Source organism: Streptomyces sp. NPDC051921 (assembly GCF_040680975.1).
Classification (GTDB): domain Bacteria; phylum Actinomycetota; class Actinomycetes; order Streptomycetales; family Streptomycetaceae; genus Streptomyces.
Window position 1 is genome coordinate 232,201 of record NZ_JBFAXU010000001.1, and the last position, 13,996, is coordinate 246,196.

11 protein-coding genes are annotated in these 13,996 nt (G+C 72.5%); 6 read left to right on the plus strand and 5 right to left on the minus strand.

The genetic code is table 11. From position 1 onward, the window contains the following. Positions 1-247: 247 nt before the first annotated feature. Positions 248-1,513 (plus strand): LPXTG cell wall anchor domain-containing protein, encoded by a 1,266-nt coding sequence (locus AB0M16_RS01125; protein WP_365337392.1) that lies wholly within the window; start codon positions 248-250, stop codon positions 1,511-1,513. An 81-nt stretch (positions 1,514-1,594) separates the two neighbouring features. Here AB0M16_RS01125 and AB0M16_RS01130 read toward each other — a convergent pair whose 3' ends face one another. Further along, a complete protein-coding gene (locus tag AB0M16_RS01130; RefSeq protein WP_365337394.1) occupies positions 1,595-3,604 on the minus strand; it encodes a CocE/NonD family hydrolase in 2,010 nt (669 codons plus the stop codon). Between the two features lie 408 nt (positions 3,605-4,012). On the opposite strand from AB0M16_RS01130, the gene AB0M16_RS01135 reads away from it, so the two are divergent. Both AB0M16_RS01135 and AB0M16_RS01140 read left to right on the plus strand, forming a co-directional pair. Beyond that, a complete protein-coding gene (locus tag AB0M16_RS01135) occupies positions 4,013-5,023 on the plus strand; it encodes a polyprenyl synthetase family protein (protein ID WP_365337396.1) in 1,011 nt (336 codons plus the stop codon). A gap of 169 nt (positions 5,024-5,192) precedes the next feature. After that, complete coding sequence (locus AB0M16_RS01140; protein WP_365337398.1) at positions 5,193-6,365, plus strand: sigma-E factor regulatory protein RseB domain-containing protein; 1,173 nt, start codon at positions 5,193-5,195, stop codon at positions 6,363-6,365. Positions 6,366-6,446: 81 nt separating this feature from the next. On the opposite strand, the gene AB0M16_RS01145 is transcribed toward AB0M16_RS01140, so the two are convergent. The 3 genes from AB0M16_RS01145 to AB0M16_RS01155 all read right to left on the minus strand — a co-directional run bounded on the left by AB0M16_RS01145 (position 6,447) and on the right by AB0M16_RS01155 (position 10,087). Then, entirely contained in the window at positions 6,447-7,757 is a 1,311-nt protein-coding gene (locus AB0M16_RS01145; RefSeq protein ID WP_365337400.1) for a M28 family metallopeptidase, read from the minus strand. Positions 7,758-7,906: 149 nt separating this feature from the next. Next, positions 7,907-8,965, minus strand: coding sequence for a serine hydrolase domain-containing protein (locus AB0M16_RS01150; protein WP_365337934.1), 1,059 nt, complete (start codon positions 8,963-8,965; stop codon positions 7,907-7,909). A 225-nt stretch (positions 8,966-9,190) separates the two neighbouring features. Next, positions 9,191-10,087 carry an alpha/beta hydrolase gene (locus AB0M16_RS01155; protein WP_365337402.1) on the minus strand — a complete coding sequence of 299 codons (897 nt, stop codon included), beginning with the start codon at positions 10,085-10,087 and terminating at the stop codon, positions 9,191-9,193. A gap of 118 nt (positions 10,088-10,205) precedes the next feature. Between AB0M16_RS01155 and AB0M16_RS01160 the strand changes: the two genes are divergently transcribed. Both AB0M16_RS01160 and AB0M16_RS01165 read left to right on the plus strand, forming a co-directional pair. Then, complete coding sequence (locus AB0M16_RS01160; RefSeq protein WP_365337404.1) at positions 10,206-11,252, plus strand: helix-turn-helix domain-containing protein; 1,047 nt, start codon at positions 10,206-10,208, stop codon at positions 11,250-11,252. Between the two features lie 263 nt (positions 11,253-11,515). Continuing rightward, positions 11,516-12,031 (plus strand): DUF1203 domain-containing protein, encoded by a 516-nt coding sequence (locus AB0M16_RS01165; protein ID WP_365337406.1) that lies wholly within the window; start codon positions 11,516-11,518, stop codon positions 12,029-12,031. Positions 12,032-12,058: 27 nt separating this feature from the next. Here the strand turns inward: AB0M16_RS01165 and AB0M16_RS01170 are convergent, their stop codons facing one another. Beyond that, positions 12,059-12,481 (minus strand): MarR family transcriptional regulator, encoded by a 423-nt coding sequence (locus tag AB0M16_RS01170; RefSeq protein WP_365337408.1) that lies wholly within the window; start codon positions 12,479-12,481, stop codon positions 12,059-12,061. A 164-nt stretch (positions 12,482-12,645) separates the two neighbouring features. Here AB0M16_RS01170 and eno point away from each other — a divergent pair, with 164 nt between their 5' ends. Continuing rightward, positions 12,646-13,953, plus strand: a complete 1,308-nt coding sequence (gene eno, locus AB0M16_RS01175; protein ID WP_365337410.1) for a phosphopyruvate hydratase — start codon at positions 12,646-12,648, stop codon at positions 13,951-13,953. Positions 13,954-13,996 lie beyond the last annotated feature (43 nt).

Consider the following 13,996-nt stretch of genomic DNA (forward strand, 5'->3'; position numbering starts at 1 on the left):
GCGGCGGATGACATGTGTCACACGGAAACTGTGGCCTCCGTGGGCAACTGTCCGTGTTCGAGGATTTTGTGATGCCTGTGGGGCGGCTGTATCGACAAAGCGCCTGTCGCGGACTCGTCAATCCGGCTATTCCCGGGCCTTATTCCGGTCATACGATCGCTGCTATGTCGCGCCGCGTGAGGTATCCGCAGGCGTGGCCCCCACAACTCTGTTATTTCGCTCTTCGTCCGACCAGAAAAGGTCTACCTTGAAGATTCGCCGCATCGTGGCGACCGCCGTGGCCGCCGCCGTGACCACCCCGGTCGTGCTCCTTTCCGCCGCGCCCGCGTTCGCCGACACCAAGCCGGCCGCGCAGACGCAGGACCAGAAGACCGACATCGACGCGCTCCGCCGCGCGGTGACCAAGGCGCAGGCCGCGTACGACGCGTCCGTCGTCGCGTACGCGAAGGCCGAGGAGGCCGTCGACGCCCTCGGCAAGTCCGACAACCCGCTGGTCGTCGCCGCCGCCGACGCGAAGAAGGCCTCCGCCGACGCCGCCGCCGCCAAGGTCGCCGCCGACGACAAGCTGGCCGCGGCCAAGAAGGCCCAGTCCGAGCTGCCCGCCGACGCCACGCAGGAGCAGAAGGACGCGGCTCAGACGGCCGTGAACGAGGCCCAGGCCGCCGCCGACGCCGCCAAGACCACCGCCGAGACCAAGGCCGCCGCCGCCACCCAGGCGCAGACCGCCCTGGACGACGCTCGCGTCGCCGCCGTCCGCGAGGTCGAGAAGGCACGGCAGGCCAAGGAGAAGGCCGCCAAGGAGCTCGACGCCGCCAAGAAGGCGCTCGCCGACGCCCTGGAGGAGGAGCCGGGCGAGGAGTGCGAGGTCGACAAGAACCTCGTCACCTCCGTGACCGGCCCGAAGAAGATCACCGCCGGTGCCAGCGGCGTCTTCACCTTCCGCGTCACCAACAAGGGCAAGGTCGAGCTCGGCGAGGTCGGCGGCTACGCCGAGGCCTTCAACATGAGCGACGACCTCGACAAGTACCTGCACCTCACCTGGTCCTCCGCGACCAGCCCGAAGTGGCAGGCCGTCGACGAGGAGGAGGGCTTCTCCAGCCTCTCCTCCCTCAAGCCGGGCAAGTCCTTCGACTTCAAGCTGAAGGTCGCGGTCGACGCCAAGGCCCCCGCCGGCGACGGCGTCGTGGTCGCCGGTGGTGCCTACATCAACGAGGACGGCTCCTGCGGCTGGGCCGAGGAGGGCTCCTACGCGGAGTTCGGCATCGTCAAGGCGAGCAAGCCCGGCAAGCCCGGCACCGGCTCCACCGGCGGCAACGGCAACACCTCCCAGCAGGGCGGCCAGTCGAACACCCCGGTGACCAACGGCACCTCCGGCTCCACCGGTGGCTCGCTGGCCAAGACCGGTGCGGGCTCCTCCACGATGCCGATCGCCCTCGCGGGCGGCGCGGCCGTGGTCCTGGGCGCCGGCGCGATGGTCGTCGTGCGCCGCCGCAAGGCCGGCGCGGACGCCTGACACGCAGCGCGATAAAGGGCCCGCATTCCGTCACGGAATGCGGGCCCTTTGCTTGTCGGTTCTCCTGCCGACCAGCGGAATTCACCCCGCCGTACGCGGAATGCGTTTCTCCCAGGTGCGGTGGAAGACGACCTCCCCGCCCTCCTTGCAGATCACCTCGTCCGACGTGAGAAACGCGTCCGCGTCGCACGAGATCTCCGAGCGGGTGACGACGGTGACGTCCCAGGCGAGCTCCGGGCGGTGCAGCCGGATCGACCAGTTCGAGCGGGTGCGGGCGGAGAGGGGATCGGATGCGGAGATCGTGTAGGTCTCCAGGGCGTCCTCGGTGTATTCGAGGCCGTCCGGGTAGACCCGGGTGCCGCCGTACCGGGGGTCCACCTCCAGCCGCCACTCGCCCTTCGCCACGTCCCGGACGACCGTCCGCTCCGGCCTCGGTTCCTCCAGGGTGCCGGGGTGGCTGACGCCCAGCGGCTCGGACTGCTCCGGCTCCTCGAACTCGACGGCGTCGGTGGTGCGCGCCCGGACCGGGAGGGTGAGCGAGGAGCCGGCCGGGTCCAGGGTGAAGCCGGCCGCGTCGGGCTGGGGCCAGATCCACGGCCAGTACGTGGAGGAGACGGCGAGCCGGACCCGGTGGCCGGGCGGGAAGGTGTGCCCGATGCCGTTGAGGTCCAGGTCGTACGACTCCCACTCGCCGATCTGCGCCTCGACCGCCCGGTCGCGCCCGTAGCGGGCCGAGAGGTTCAGCGCGCCCCGGGTGACCAGGGTGGAGGAGCCGTCCGGTGCGATGTCGCAGAGCCGGGCGATGACCTGGCCGGTGGGAGCGGGCGTCATCAGACGGAGGCGGACGGAGGGTCTGCCCAGGACCTCGATCGGGGCGCCGTCAGCCGGGACCGGGAAGTCGAAGCAGGCCGAGTGCGCGTCCTCCTCGCGCTGGTCGGGCGGCAGGTCGGCGTCGTTGCCGAACGGGAAGAAGCGGCCCGCGTCGAGGCCCGTCTGCTGGGGCGAGTCGACGACGACCGGTGCGCCCCGGAAGCCGTACGTGACGGGGGTGACGTGCGGCGACGGCCAGGCGGGGTCGGCGACCCAGCGGCCCGGCAGTTCCTCGTACACGGTGGCCGGCGGGTGCGACTCGCTGATCCAGGAGCGCAGCAGCGGCTCGGCCATCACGTCGTTCTCGCGGCCCTTCAGGTGGTGGTCCCACCAGCGCAGGGTCTCCTGGAGGAAGCCGATCGCCGGGCCGGGCGGCAGCCCGCGGTCCGGGTACTGGTGCGACCAGGGGCCGATGATGCCGCGGATCCGGTCCTGGGGGAGGTGCTCGACCAGCCGGAGCACGGTGTCCCGGTGCGGGTCGTGCCAGCCGCCCACGGCGAGCACGGCGCAGCGGATCGACGCGTAGTCCTCGCAGACGCTGCCATGTCGCCAGTACGCGTCGCGGGTCTGGTGGGCCAGCCAGGTGTGGACGAACGGCCGCACCGCCTCCAGGCGCTTCAGCCACGTCTCGCGCCACTCCTCGCCCACGTACCGGGGGTCGGGCGGGCGGCACACGAAGGCGAGCATGGTCGCCGCCCAGGCGTGCATGTCGACGGCGAGGACGGAGCCGCCCATGTAGTGCACGTCGTTGTCGTAGCGGTCGTCGGTGGAGCAGACGGTGACGACGGCCTTCAGTGGTTCGGGGGCGAGCGCGGCGATCTGGAGGGCGTTGAGGCCGCCCCAGGAGATGCCGAACATGCCGACCCTGCCGGTGCACCAGGGCTGCTCGGCGAGCCAGTGCACGACGGCGACGCCGTCGGCGAGCTCGAGGGGGTCGTACGCGTCGCCGGGCAGGCCCTCGCTGTTGCCGTGGCCGCGGACGTCGACGCGCACGGAGGCGTAGCCGTGGCCCGCGTACCAGGGGTGGCGCTGCCAGTCGCGGGGCGCGGTCCGGTCGGTCAGCCCGTGGGGCAGGTACTCCAGGAGGGCGGGCACGGGCTCGTCGGTGAGCGGGCGCCAGATCCGGGCGTAGAGCCGCGTCCCGTCCGGCATCGGGATGCGCACGTCCTCGTGGCGGGTCTCGTACGGGAAGTCGGTGCGGATCTTCGGCTTCGGGGCCATCGGGTCACCTCGGGGGACGGGGTGCGTGGTGCGGCGCGGCCGCGGCGACGGGGCGATCACGCCGGGGCCGGGGATCGCCTAGGCCCCCGAGGGACGAGAAGCGCCCCCGCACCTCGGGCCCGGGAGAGTGAGCAACCCCCTCGGCCGGGCGAAGGGGGGCCCGGACGTCTTCGGTCGGCGGCTGCCCGCCGTTCGTACCGGTGTCGATCGCTGTTCGGGACAAAACACCCACTCCTGGTCGTATGAGCTGATCACGAACATACCGGCGGTGACGGGAAGGCGCCCACGGTGATCGAAACGTGACCGGATACGCTGGCTTGAGTGAGTGGACCGACACATCGACAATCCGAGTGATCGGCGTTCGGTCCGGACAGCGTCAGCAGGCGTCAGCAGACAGGAGATCCCCTCGTGACCGTCGTCGGGCCGTTCGGTCTTAGCGTGCGGGACCAGGCTCTCGAAGCCGATGTCCAGACCGGTCTCGCCGCCGTGGAGGCCGGCCTCCTCGACGCCACCAAGAGCGACGTACCGTTCATCACGGAGGCCGCCCAGCACCTGGTGCTCGCCGGTGGCAAGCGGTTCCGACCGCTGCTCGTGATGCTCGCCGCCCAGTTCGGCGACCCGTACGCGCCGGGCGTCGTGCCCTCGGCCGTCGTCGTCGAACTCACCCACCTCGCCACGCTCTACCACGACGACGTCATGGACGAGGCGGCCGTGCGGCGCGGCGTCGACAGCGCGAACACCCGCTGGGGCAACTCGCTCGCCGTCCTCACGGGTGACTTCCTCTTCGCCCGCGCCTCGCACACGCTCGCGGACCTCGGACCCGAGGCCGTACGCATCCAGTCCGAGGCGTTCGAACGGCTCGTCACCGGCCAGATCCTGGAGACCGCGGGTCCCCAGGAGGGCCGCGACCCCGTCGACCACTACCTCGACGTCCTCGGCGGCAAGACCGGCTCGCTCGTCGCCGTCTCCTGCCGCTTCGGCGCGATGATGTCCGGTGCCGACGAGTCCGTCGTCGACATCCTCACCCAGTACGGGGAGCGCCTCGGCGTCGCCTTCCAGCTCGCCGACGACGTCCTCGACATCGCCTCCGACTCCCACGAGTCCGGCAAGACCCCGGGCACCGACCTCCGCGAGGGCGTCCCCACCCTGCCCGTGCTCTACCTGAGGGCCGCCGCGGCCGCCGACGGCCGCCCCGAGGACCTGGAGCTGCTCGCCCTCGTCGACGGCGACCTCAGCGACGACGAGCGGCACGCCGAGGCGCTGCGCCGGCTGCGCATCCACCCCGCCCTGGAGCGGGCCCGCCGGGACACCCTGCGGTACGCGGAGGAGGCGCGGGCGATGCTGGCCCCGCTGCCCGACGGGTGGGCCAAGGCGGCCCTGGAAGAGCTGTGCGACGCGGTGGTCCACCGGGCGGGATAGCCGATCGGCGCGGCCGGTCGGGGCGGCCGACCGGGTGACCCGCCCTAGGGGTGGGTCATCCCGTAGAGGTACGCGAGGTTGATCCCGCGGGCTGACGATTCCGTGCCGCCGTGCTGGTGAGATGGACTCATCAAGCACGGTCCACGAGGGCACGGAGGGAACGCAGACCATGGCAGGACAGCGCAAGGCGAGCCGTTACGTCGTCCCGGTCGCGGTGGCCGGAGTGGCCGCGGCGACCATCGGGCTCGTTCCGGCGCTCGCCGCGTCGGGCGACCCGGATCTGCCGCAGATCACGGCGCAGCAGCTCATCGAGAAGATCGCCGCGTCGGACACCCAGACCCTGTCCGGCACTTTCAAGATCGACACCGACCTGGGTCTGCCGGCCTTCGCGGGCCTGCTCCCGTCGGCCCCGGGCGGCGGGTCCTCCTCGGCCGACCCGGCCGAGAAGCTGACCCAGCTGGTCTCCGGCTCCCACACCCTGCGGGTGGCGGCCGACGGCCCGGAGCGGCAGAAGCTGACGCTGCTGGACGGTTCGGACGAGTACAGCCTGATCCACAACGGCAACGACGTCTGGGCCTACGACAGCAAGTCGAACGAGGTCTTCCACGAGAAGGGCGCCCGGGACGCGGCCCCCGAGGAGAAGCAGCTTCCGGCCACGCCGAAGGAGCTCGCGGACGAGGTCCTCAAGGCGGCGGGCGACACGACCTCCGTCACCGTCGGCGGCACGGCCAAGGTGGCCGGCCGGGACGCGTACCAGCTCGTCATCAAGCCGAAGCAGTCCGGCTCGACGGTCGAGTCGGTCAAGATCGCGGTGGACGCCGCCAACGGCACCCCGCTGAAGTTCACCCTGGCCTCCGTCAGCGGCGGCAAGCCGGTCGTCGACGCGGGCTTCACCAAGGTCGACTTCGGCAAGCCGGACGCCGGCACCTTCGACTTCAAGGCACCCAAGGGCGCGAAGGTGACGGAGGGGGCCGCGGAGAAGGGGGCCGGCAAGGCCCCCGAGGACCTGAACGGGATGTTCGGCGACCTCGGGCTGGGTGACCTCGGCGACCTGGAGAAGGGCGGGAAGGACGCGGAGGGCGGCGGCTTCGGCGTCATCGGCGAGGGCTGGACCACCATCGCGAAGCTGGACTCCGGCGCCCCGGCGCCGAAGACCGACGAGGCGCCGAAGGAGGTCCAGGGCTTCCTGGACGCCCTCGGCGACAAGGTGAGCGGGAAGTTCGGCTCGGGGACCGTCTTCAAGACGAAGCTCGTCAACGCCCTGATGACGGACGACGGCAAGGTCTACGTCGGCGCGGTCACCCCGCAGGCGCTCGTGGACGCGGCGAACTCCGGCAAGTGACGCGGTAGTTGGGACCCCGGGTGGGTCGGGGCGATGGTCACCGACCCACCCGGGCGTTTCTGTGTGCTCTTGCCGTGCCGCTTACGGGAAGGTCAGCTTGAAGCTGTTGATGTAGCCGGTGTCGATCGCGGCCTTGTCCTGGACGCGGAGCTTCCAGACGCCGTTGGCGACCTCGGAGGAGGCGTTCACGGTGTAGGTCTGGTTGATGTTGTCCGCGCTGCCGCCGGAGCGGTTGTGCAGGTTGTAGACCGAGCCGTCGGGGGCGATCAGGTCGACGACGAGGTCACCGATGTAGGTGTGGACGATGTTCACACCGACCGAGAGGCTGCTCGGGGCGTTGCCGGTGATGCCGGAGACGGTCACCGACGAGGTCACCGCGGCGCCGTTGTCCGGGACGGAGACGTCGGCGGTGTTCTCGAAGACCTTGCCGGGCGGCGGGGTCGTCCCGCTCGACAGGTTCCAGATCGCGTACGCGATGGCGTCGGCGTTGCGGTCCAGGGCGGTGTCGTTGATGTTCGCCGTGGTGTCGCACGAGGAGTGGTAGCACCGGTCGAAGGCCTGGCCGGCCGTGCCGCCCCACTTCTGCGCCTGGGCGGCGGTCTTGGTGTAGTCGGCGCCGGTGAAGAGCCCGCCGACGGGGATGCCGACGTTCTTGAACGGGGCGTGGTCGGAGCGCCCGTCGCCCTCGGTCTCGATCTCGGTCGGGATGCCGAGGCCCGTGAAGTAGGTCTTGAACGTCTGCTCGATGGTCGGGTCGTCGTCGTAGACGAAGTAGCCCGGGTTCGGCGAGCCGATCATGTCGAAGTTCAGATAGCCGCTGATCTTCGAACGCTCGGTCGCGGGCAGGTTGTTGACGTAGTACTTCGAGCCGACGAGCCCGAGTTCCTCCGCGCCCCACCAGCCGAAGCGCAGGTGCTTCGTGGGCTGGAACTGGGCGCGGGAGACGGCGAGCGCGGTCTCCAGGATGGCCGCGGAGCCCGAGCCGTTGTCGTTGATGCCGGGCCCGGAGCTGACCGAGTCGAGGTGTGAGCCGGACATGACGACCTGGTTGGGGTCGCCGCCCGGCCAGTCGGCGATCAGGTTGTAGCCGGTGGACCCGTTGTACGTGAACTGCTGGAGCGTGGTGGTGTAGCCCGCCGCGTCCAGCTTGGCCTTCACGAAGTCGATGGACGCCTTGTAGCCCGTACGGCCGTGGGCGCGGTTGCCGCCGTTGTTGGTGGCGATCGTCTGGAGGTCGGCGAGGTGCTGCTTGACGTTGGTCACCGAGATGTCGGGCGGGGTGACGGCGGCGGCGGTGCCCGGCGCGGCGTTGGCCGGGACGGCGCCGGCGAAGGCGCCGAGGACGAGTGCCGAGGCGCCGGCTATGGCGGACAGTCTCGCGGAGAGTTTCATGTGGGGGCTCCGGATTCCGAACTGGGGATGGGACGGAACGTGCGAGCGCCTCGCACCGTGGGTGGTGCGAGGCGTTGGAGCTGTGCGGCTGCGCTGTGTGTGACGAATGTTCAGTGAGAGTTTGACTTCCCGTCAAGAGCAGAAACCGGTCAGGAGTGTTCGCTCATCGAACATCCGAGCGCCCGCGCCTTCAGTGTCGCCAGCGCGCCGTCGACGGGATGGGGCTGCGGCCGCCCCGGTCCGTTCCACCGCATGAGGTTGATGGCGAAGGAGAACTGGCGCTTGCCGTCCGCCCGGATCATCGAGACCGTGCCGGCGCCCCAGGTCGTGCCCTCGTTGCCCCAGAAGGTGCCGCAGCCCGGGATCTCGAGCCTGTGGAGCCCGAGGCCGTACTGGATGGTCGATCCGTCCAGCGCGACCACCGGGACCGTGCGCCGCATCTCCGCCCACGAGGACGGGGCGACGACCCGGCCCGCGAGCAGCCGGGCGTAGAACCGGTTCATGTCCTCCATGGTGGACACCAGCCCGGCCCCGGTCATCACCCACGACATGTCGTAGACGCTGTAGTCGCGCGGCGGGTCGAGCACGCCCCACAGCGCCTCGTACATCTTGGAGTGCGGCCCCTTGATGCGCGGCCCGCTGGGGAAGGAGGTGTGCCGCAGCCCGGCGGGCTCGATGACCGCCCGGGTGATGTACTCCTCGGCGGGGGTGCCGGTCACGCGCTCCAGCAGCTGCCCGAGCAGCAGGTAGTTGGTGTTGGAATACACCCCGGGGGTGGCGCCGGGCGCGCCGGACGGCGGAGCCGCGAGCCCCATGGCGATCAGCTCGGCCGGGCGGAACCGCCGGAACCGGTTGTCGTCCAGGCTCTGCGCGGATACGCCCGAAGCGCCGCCCCGGATGGACGGAAAGGCGTAGGGGATGTACTCGGCGATGCCGCTGGTGTGGTTGAGCAGCATGCGCACCGTGACCGCACGGCCGCGCTCGCCCGGCACCAGGTCGGGCAGGTGGTCGCCGATCGGCGCGTCCAGCCTGACCCGGCCCGCCTCGACCTGCCGCAGGACGGCGGCGGCGACGAGGGTCTTGGTGAGACTGCCGACCCGGTGCCGCATCTCGGGTGTGACCGGCCGCCCGGTGTCCAGGTCCGCGACCCCGGAGGCGCCGCGCCAGGTCCGCCCGGAGTCCCGCACCTCCGCGAACACGCCCGGCATCCCCGCGTCGTGCAGACCGTCCAGGGCGGACTGCAGCTCGACGCCGTCGAGCCGGGTCGACGCGGGGGCCGCGCCGTCGGCGGGTGGGGTCGCGCCGGACCCGTCGGGCGCGGCGGCCGCCGTCAGGGTGCCGGTGCCGAGGGTCAGCGCGGTCATCCCGGCGCACAACGCCATGCGCATCTTCATGAGTTCGTCCTCGCGTGAGTGGTGGGAGGGGGGCAGGGCTCAGCCGCCGAGCGCGCGCCGGAGCACCGCGCCCAGCTCGGCGTTCTGCCGCTGCGAGACGTCGGCGGAGACGATCGCCTGGGAGCCGTGGAAGGTGCCGGGCCACTGGTGCAGCTCGACCGACACGCCCGCCTGCATGAGGCGCAGCGCGTAGTGGATGTCCTCGTCGCGGTTCGGGCACAGCTCCGCCGTGGCGATGTACGCGGGCGGCAGCCCGGTGAGGTCCTCGGCCCGCGCGGGGGCGGCGTACGGGCCGGCCGGCCGGCCGCCGAGGTAGTGCCGCCAGGACGCGGCGGCCTTGTCGCGGTCGATCCAGGGGGTGTCGGTGAAGTTCCGCTGCGACCAGGTCTCCTGCCGGTCGTCGAGCTGCGGCTGGTTGAGCAGCTGGAACCGGATGGCCGGCCCCCGCTCGTCCCGCGCCCGCAGCGCGGTCGCCGCCGCGAGCCCGCCCCCGGCGCTGTGCCCGCCGACCGCGATCCGTTCGGGGTCGACGCCGAGCTCGGCAGCGTGGGCGACGGTCCATTCGAGCACGGCGTAGGAGTCGTCCAGGGCGGCCGGGAACGGGTTCTCGGGGGCCAGCCGGTAGCCCACCGAGACCACGACGGCTCCGGAGCCGGCGGCGATCCGCGTCGCCCACGGGTGCTCGGTGTGCACGTCCCCCATGACGTACCCGCCGCCGTGCAGCCAGACGAGGGCGCCGCGCGCTCCCTGCGGGCGGTAGACCCGCACCGGCACGTCCGGGCCGGCCGGCACCGTGACGTCCTCGACCTCCAGGCCCGGCGTCTCGGGCGAGGGGATCGCGGAGGCCAGGGCGGCGAGCCCCTGCCGCGCGGCGGCCGGGTCGCCGAGTTCCGCCCGGGGGAACAGCGGCACGAATACTTCGAGTTCGGGATCCATGAGGCCCATCCTCGGGGCCGGCGCCGCGCCGGATCATCCGCCGACCGTCGCGAACGGGCCCGCCGATACGCGCCGTTCGGCGCCCCGCCAGACGGCCGCCCCTCCGTATGCTGCCGCCATGGAGGCACTGGCCCTGCGCCTGTCGGGACTTGACCCGTACGTGGACGGCGCGATCCGCATCGTCGCGTTCTACGACACCCTGATGCGCCGCCGCGTCGACCTCCCGGCGCTCGCGCGCGCCTCCGCGGGCCTCGCCGAGTGCGTGACCGGGATCAGGCTCCACGGCACGGAGCGGGCGATCCGGGTGTCCCCCTTGGGCACGGAGGCGACGACGGAGCCGCCGACGCCGTCGACCACGGCCCCGGTCACCCTCGACGACGAGGAGATCGGCGCGGTGTGGCTGGAGCGATCCGGCCCGCCGACCGCCCTCGACGACATCCTCCTGGACCGGCTCGCGATCGCGGTGGCGGCGGCCGTGGAACGCTACGGCCCGGCCCGCACGACGATGGCCGACCCGGCGCTCGTCGAACTCGCCGTCGCCACCGACGCGGACGAGGCGGCCCGGGCCCGGGCCCTGCGGCTGCTGGGCTTCGCCCCGGGTCCCCCCGTCCACGTCGTCGCCGTACGGGCCGATCTCCCGCTCGACCGGATCGGCGCCGGCATCTGCCCGGACGGCCTGGTGAAGGCGGCCCCGCTCGGTGACGTGGGCGTCCTCCTGACCGCCACGGCCGTGCACCCGAGCAGCTTCCCGCCTGGCGTCCGCGCGGGCCTGGCCGCCGCCGACCGCCCCGACCGCTCCTGGCACCGGGCCCGCACCGCGCTGCGCTTCACCACCGCGCGCGAACCGGTGGTCCATTACGCCGACCTGGGCGCCCTGGCCCTCCTGGCGGAGATCCCGCGGGAGTCGGCCCGGGCGAACCCGGACGTGGCGGCGCTGGCCGGGATCGCCGGCACCCCGGAGGACCTGGAGACCCTGGACGCCTACTGCGCCACCGGCTCACTCCGCCGGGCGGCCGACCTCCTCCACCTGCACCACAGCAGCGTGGCCCGCAGGCTCGAACACCTCGGCAGGGCCCTGTCGTTCGACCTCACGGACCCGACGGGACTGACGAGGGCGCGACTGGCGCTGGCGGCGTGGCGGCTGCTGGACGAGGGCGCGCCCTGAAGCCCGTGTGGGCGATGCTGTCGGGGGGGACACCACGTTCGAGCCAGCTGGTGGCGGCCGGTGCGAGCCGACGTACGTCGCGTTCGGAGAGGAGGAGCCGGGGCGACTGGGTCATTGCCCTGGTACTTAGGTCTTTTACGGCGTGGGTCGCCGCGTCGTGGGTTCGCGCGACGCGGGCGCTCCCGGCGGGGTCGCCCGCCCCCCTGAGCTCCGCGTCCGAATACCGCCGGTGTTCGCCCCGTGCGCGCGCGAGGCTTGGCCGCATGACCACGTACACCGCACTGCCCATCCCGCCCGATGCCCTCGCCGAGCTGCGGATCCGTGACGACGCCGGGCGGCCGTGTGTCCCGTACGCCGCGACCGGGGAGGACGCGGTCGGCAGCCCGCTCCGCTGCTGCCTGCGGCCGGTCGAGGCGGGGGAGCGGATCGCCCTCGTGGCGTACGCGCCGCTGCGCCGCTGGGCCGCCGGGAGCGGCGCCGAGCCCGGGGCGTACGACGAGCAGGGTCCCGTGTTCGTCCACGCCGAGGAGTGCGGCGGCCCGGAGGCCGGGGACGCGGGGCGCTACCCCTTCGACCGGCCCGGCGCGCTGCGCACCCTGCGGCGCTACGACGAGCGCGGGCGCATCGTCGGCGGGCGGCTCCTGGAGATCCCGCAGGCCGCCACCCAGGGCTTCGACCGGGCCTTCGGCGAGGCCTTCGCCGACCCGGCCGTCGCCCTCGTGCACGTCAGGGCGGTCGAGTACGGCTGCTTCCAGTTCGAGGTACGGCGCCCCGGCTAGTGTGCGTGGGCCTCGTCCGCCGGGGCGCTAGCGTGCGGCGAGCCGCCCCAGCAGGGCGGTGCTCCTCGCCAGCAACGCCCGCTCTTCGTCGTTGAGTTCGGCCTCGATGGCCTGCGCGAGCCAGCCGGCCCGGCGGCCGCGCTCCGCTTCGAGGGCGGCCCGGCCGGCGGCCGTCAGCTCGACCAGCGACTTGCGGCCGTCCGTGGGATGCGCCCGGCGGGTGACCAGCTGCTGTTCCATGAGCAGCCCCACCGCCCGGGCCATCGACTGGGGCCGTACGCGCTGATCGGCGGCGAGGTCGCTGGTGGTCATGGCGCCGTTCCTGTCGAGCGCGCCGAGCACGGCGGCCTGGCCCAGCGGAATGCGGTCCTCGTCCTTGACGCGTCGGGTGAGCCTGCCCATCGCGGTGCGCAGTTCGGCGGCGATGGCGGCGGCTTCCGGGGTGGGCATAGGGCACTTTAACCCGTGGGTCGGCGAAGCTGCGCAGCTGATCTGCACAGCAATGCTGCACAGCAAAACTGAACAGCATTGCTGTATGGTTTTCCTCGTCGGGCCCAGCGCCAGCGTCGTCGCAGCCGGGGGCCACGGCACACGCCCACTGGGGAGGAACACCCATGTCCGCACCGACAGCCGCGACCGCCGACGTCACCATCGAGACGGTCACCGCCCGCAGGATCATCGACAGCCGGGGCAACCCCACGGTCGAGGTCGACGTCGTCCTGGCGGACGGGTCCCTGGGGCGCGCGGCCGTCCCCTCCGGCGCCTCCACCGGCGCCCGGGAGGCCGTGGAACTGCGCGACGGAGACGCCGCGCGCTGGCACGGCAAGGGCGTCGACCGCGCGGTGGCCCACGTCAACGGGGAGATCGCCGCGTCCGTGCGCGGCCGGGACGCGGCGGACCAGGCGGGTCTCGACGCCGCGCTGGTCGCCCTCGACGGCACCGCCACGAAGTCCCGGCTCGGCGCCAACGCGGTCCTCGGCGTCTCGCTGGCCACCGCCAAGGCCGCCGCGGCGGCCCACCGCCAGCCCCTCTACCGCTACCTCGGCGGCGCCGACGCCCGCCTCCTGCCGCTGCCGATGATGAACATCGTCAACGGCGGCGCCCACGCCGACAACCCGCTGGACTTCCAGGAGTTCATGATCGCCCCGGTGGGTGCGGACACCTTCGCCGAAGCCGTCCGCATGGGCAGCGAGGTCTTCCACACCCTGCGCCGCGACCTGCTGGCCGCCGGGCACTCCACGGGCGTCGGCGACGAGGGAGGCTTCGCGCCCGCGATGCGCACCGCCGAGGAGGCGCTCGACTTCGTGATGGCCGCCATCGAGCGCACCGGCTACCGCCCGGGCACGGACATCGGCCTGATCATGGACCCGGCGTCGTCGGAGTTCTTCCGCGACGGGGTGTACGACTACGCGGGCGAGGGGGTGCGCCGCACCCCGTCCGAGAACGCCGACTACCTGGCCAAGCTCATCGACGCCTACCCGATCGTCTCCATCGAGGACCCGATGGCGGAGAACGACCTGGACGGCTGGCGCGAGCTGACCGCCCGCGTCGGCGACCGCTGCCAGCTCACCGGCGACGACGTGTTCTGCACCAACGAGACGCTGCTGCGCGAGGGCATCCGCACCGGCGTGGGCAACTCGATCCTGGTCAAGGTCAATCAGATCGGCACCCTGACCGAGGCGCTGGCCGCGGTGGCCACGGCCCACCAGGCGGGCTGGACGGCCGTCATGTCGCACCGCTCGGGCGAGACCGAGGACACCACCATCGCGGATCTGGCGGTGGCGACCGGCTGCGGCCAGATCAAGACCGGCTCGCTCTCCCGCTCCGACCGCACCGCCAAGTACAACCAACTGATCCGGATCGAGGAGGAGCTGGGCGACTCGGCACGCTTCGCGGGCCGCTCCGCACTGCGCCGGGCGTGACCGGCGCCCGATGCGGGATCGGCCGCGGCCGGTCCCGTGGGCG

Coding starts and splice junctions, on each gene's coding strand:
- AB0M16_RS01130 (WP_365337394.1), bottom strand. CDS start 3,604: ATGGCCCCGAAGCCGAAGATCCGCACCGACTTCCCGTACGAGACCCGC.
- AB0M16_RS01140 (WP_365337398.1), top strand. CDS start 5,193: ATGGCAGGACAGCGCAAGGCGAGCCGTTACGTCGTCCCGGTCGCGGTG.
- AB0M16_RS01145 (WP_365337400.1), bottom strand. CDS start 7,757: ATGAAACTCTCCGCGAGACTGTCCGCCATAGCCGGCGCCTCGGCACTC.
- AB0M16_RS01150 (WP_365337934.1), bottom strand. CDS start 8,965: ATGCCGGGCGTGTTCGCGGAGGTGCGGGACTCCGGGCGGACCTGGCGC.
- AB0M16_RS01155 (WP_365337402.1), bottom strand. CDS start 10,087: ATGGATCCCGAACTCGAAGTATTCGTGCCGCTGTTCCCCCGGGCGGAA.
- AB0M16_RS01160 (WP_365337404.1), top strand. CDS start 10,206: ATGGAGGCACTGGCCCTGCGCCTGTCGGGACTTGACCCGTACGTGGAC.
- AB0M16_RS01165 (WP_365337406.1), top strand. CDS start 11,516: ATGACCACGTACACCGCACTGCCCATCCCGCCCGATGCCCTCGCCGAG.
- AB0M16_RS01170 (WP_365337408.1), bottom strand. CDS start 12,481: ATGCCCACCCCGGAAGCCGCCGCCATCGCCGCCGAACTGCGCACCGCG.
- eno (WP_365337410.1), top strand. CDS start 12,646: ATGTCCGCACCGACAGCCGCGACCGCCGACGTCACCATCGAGACGGTC.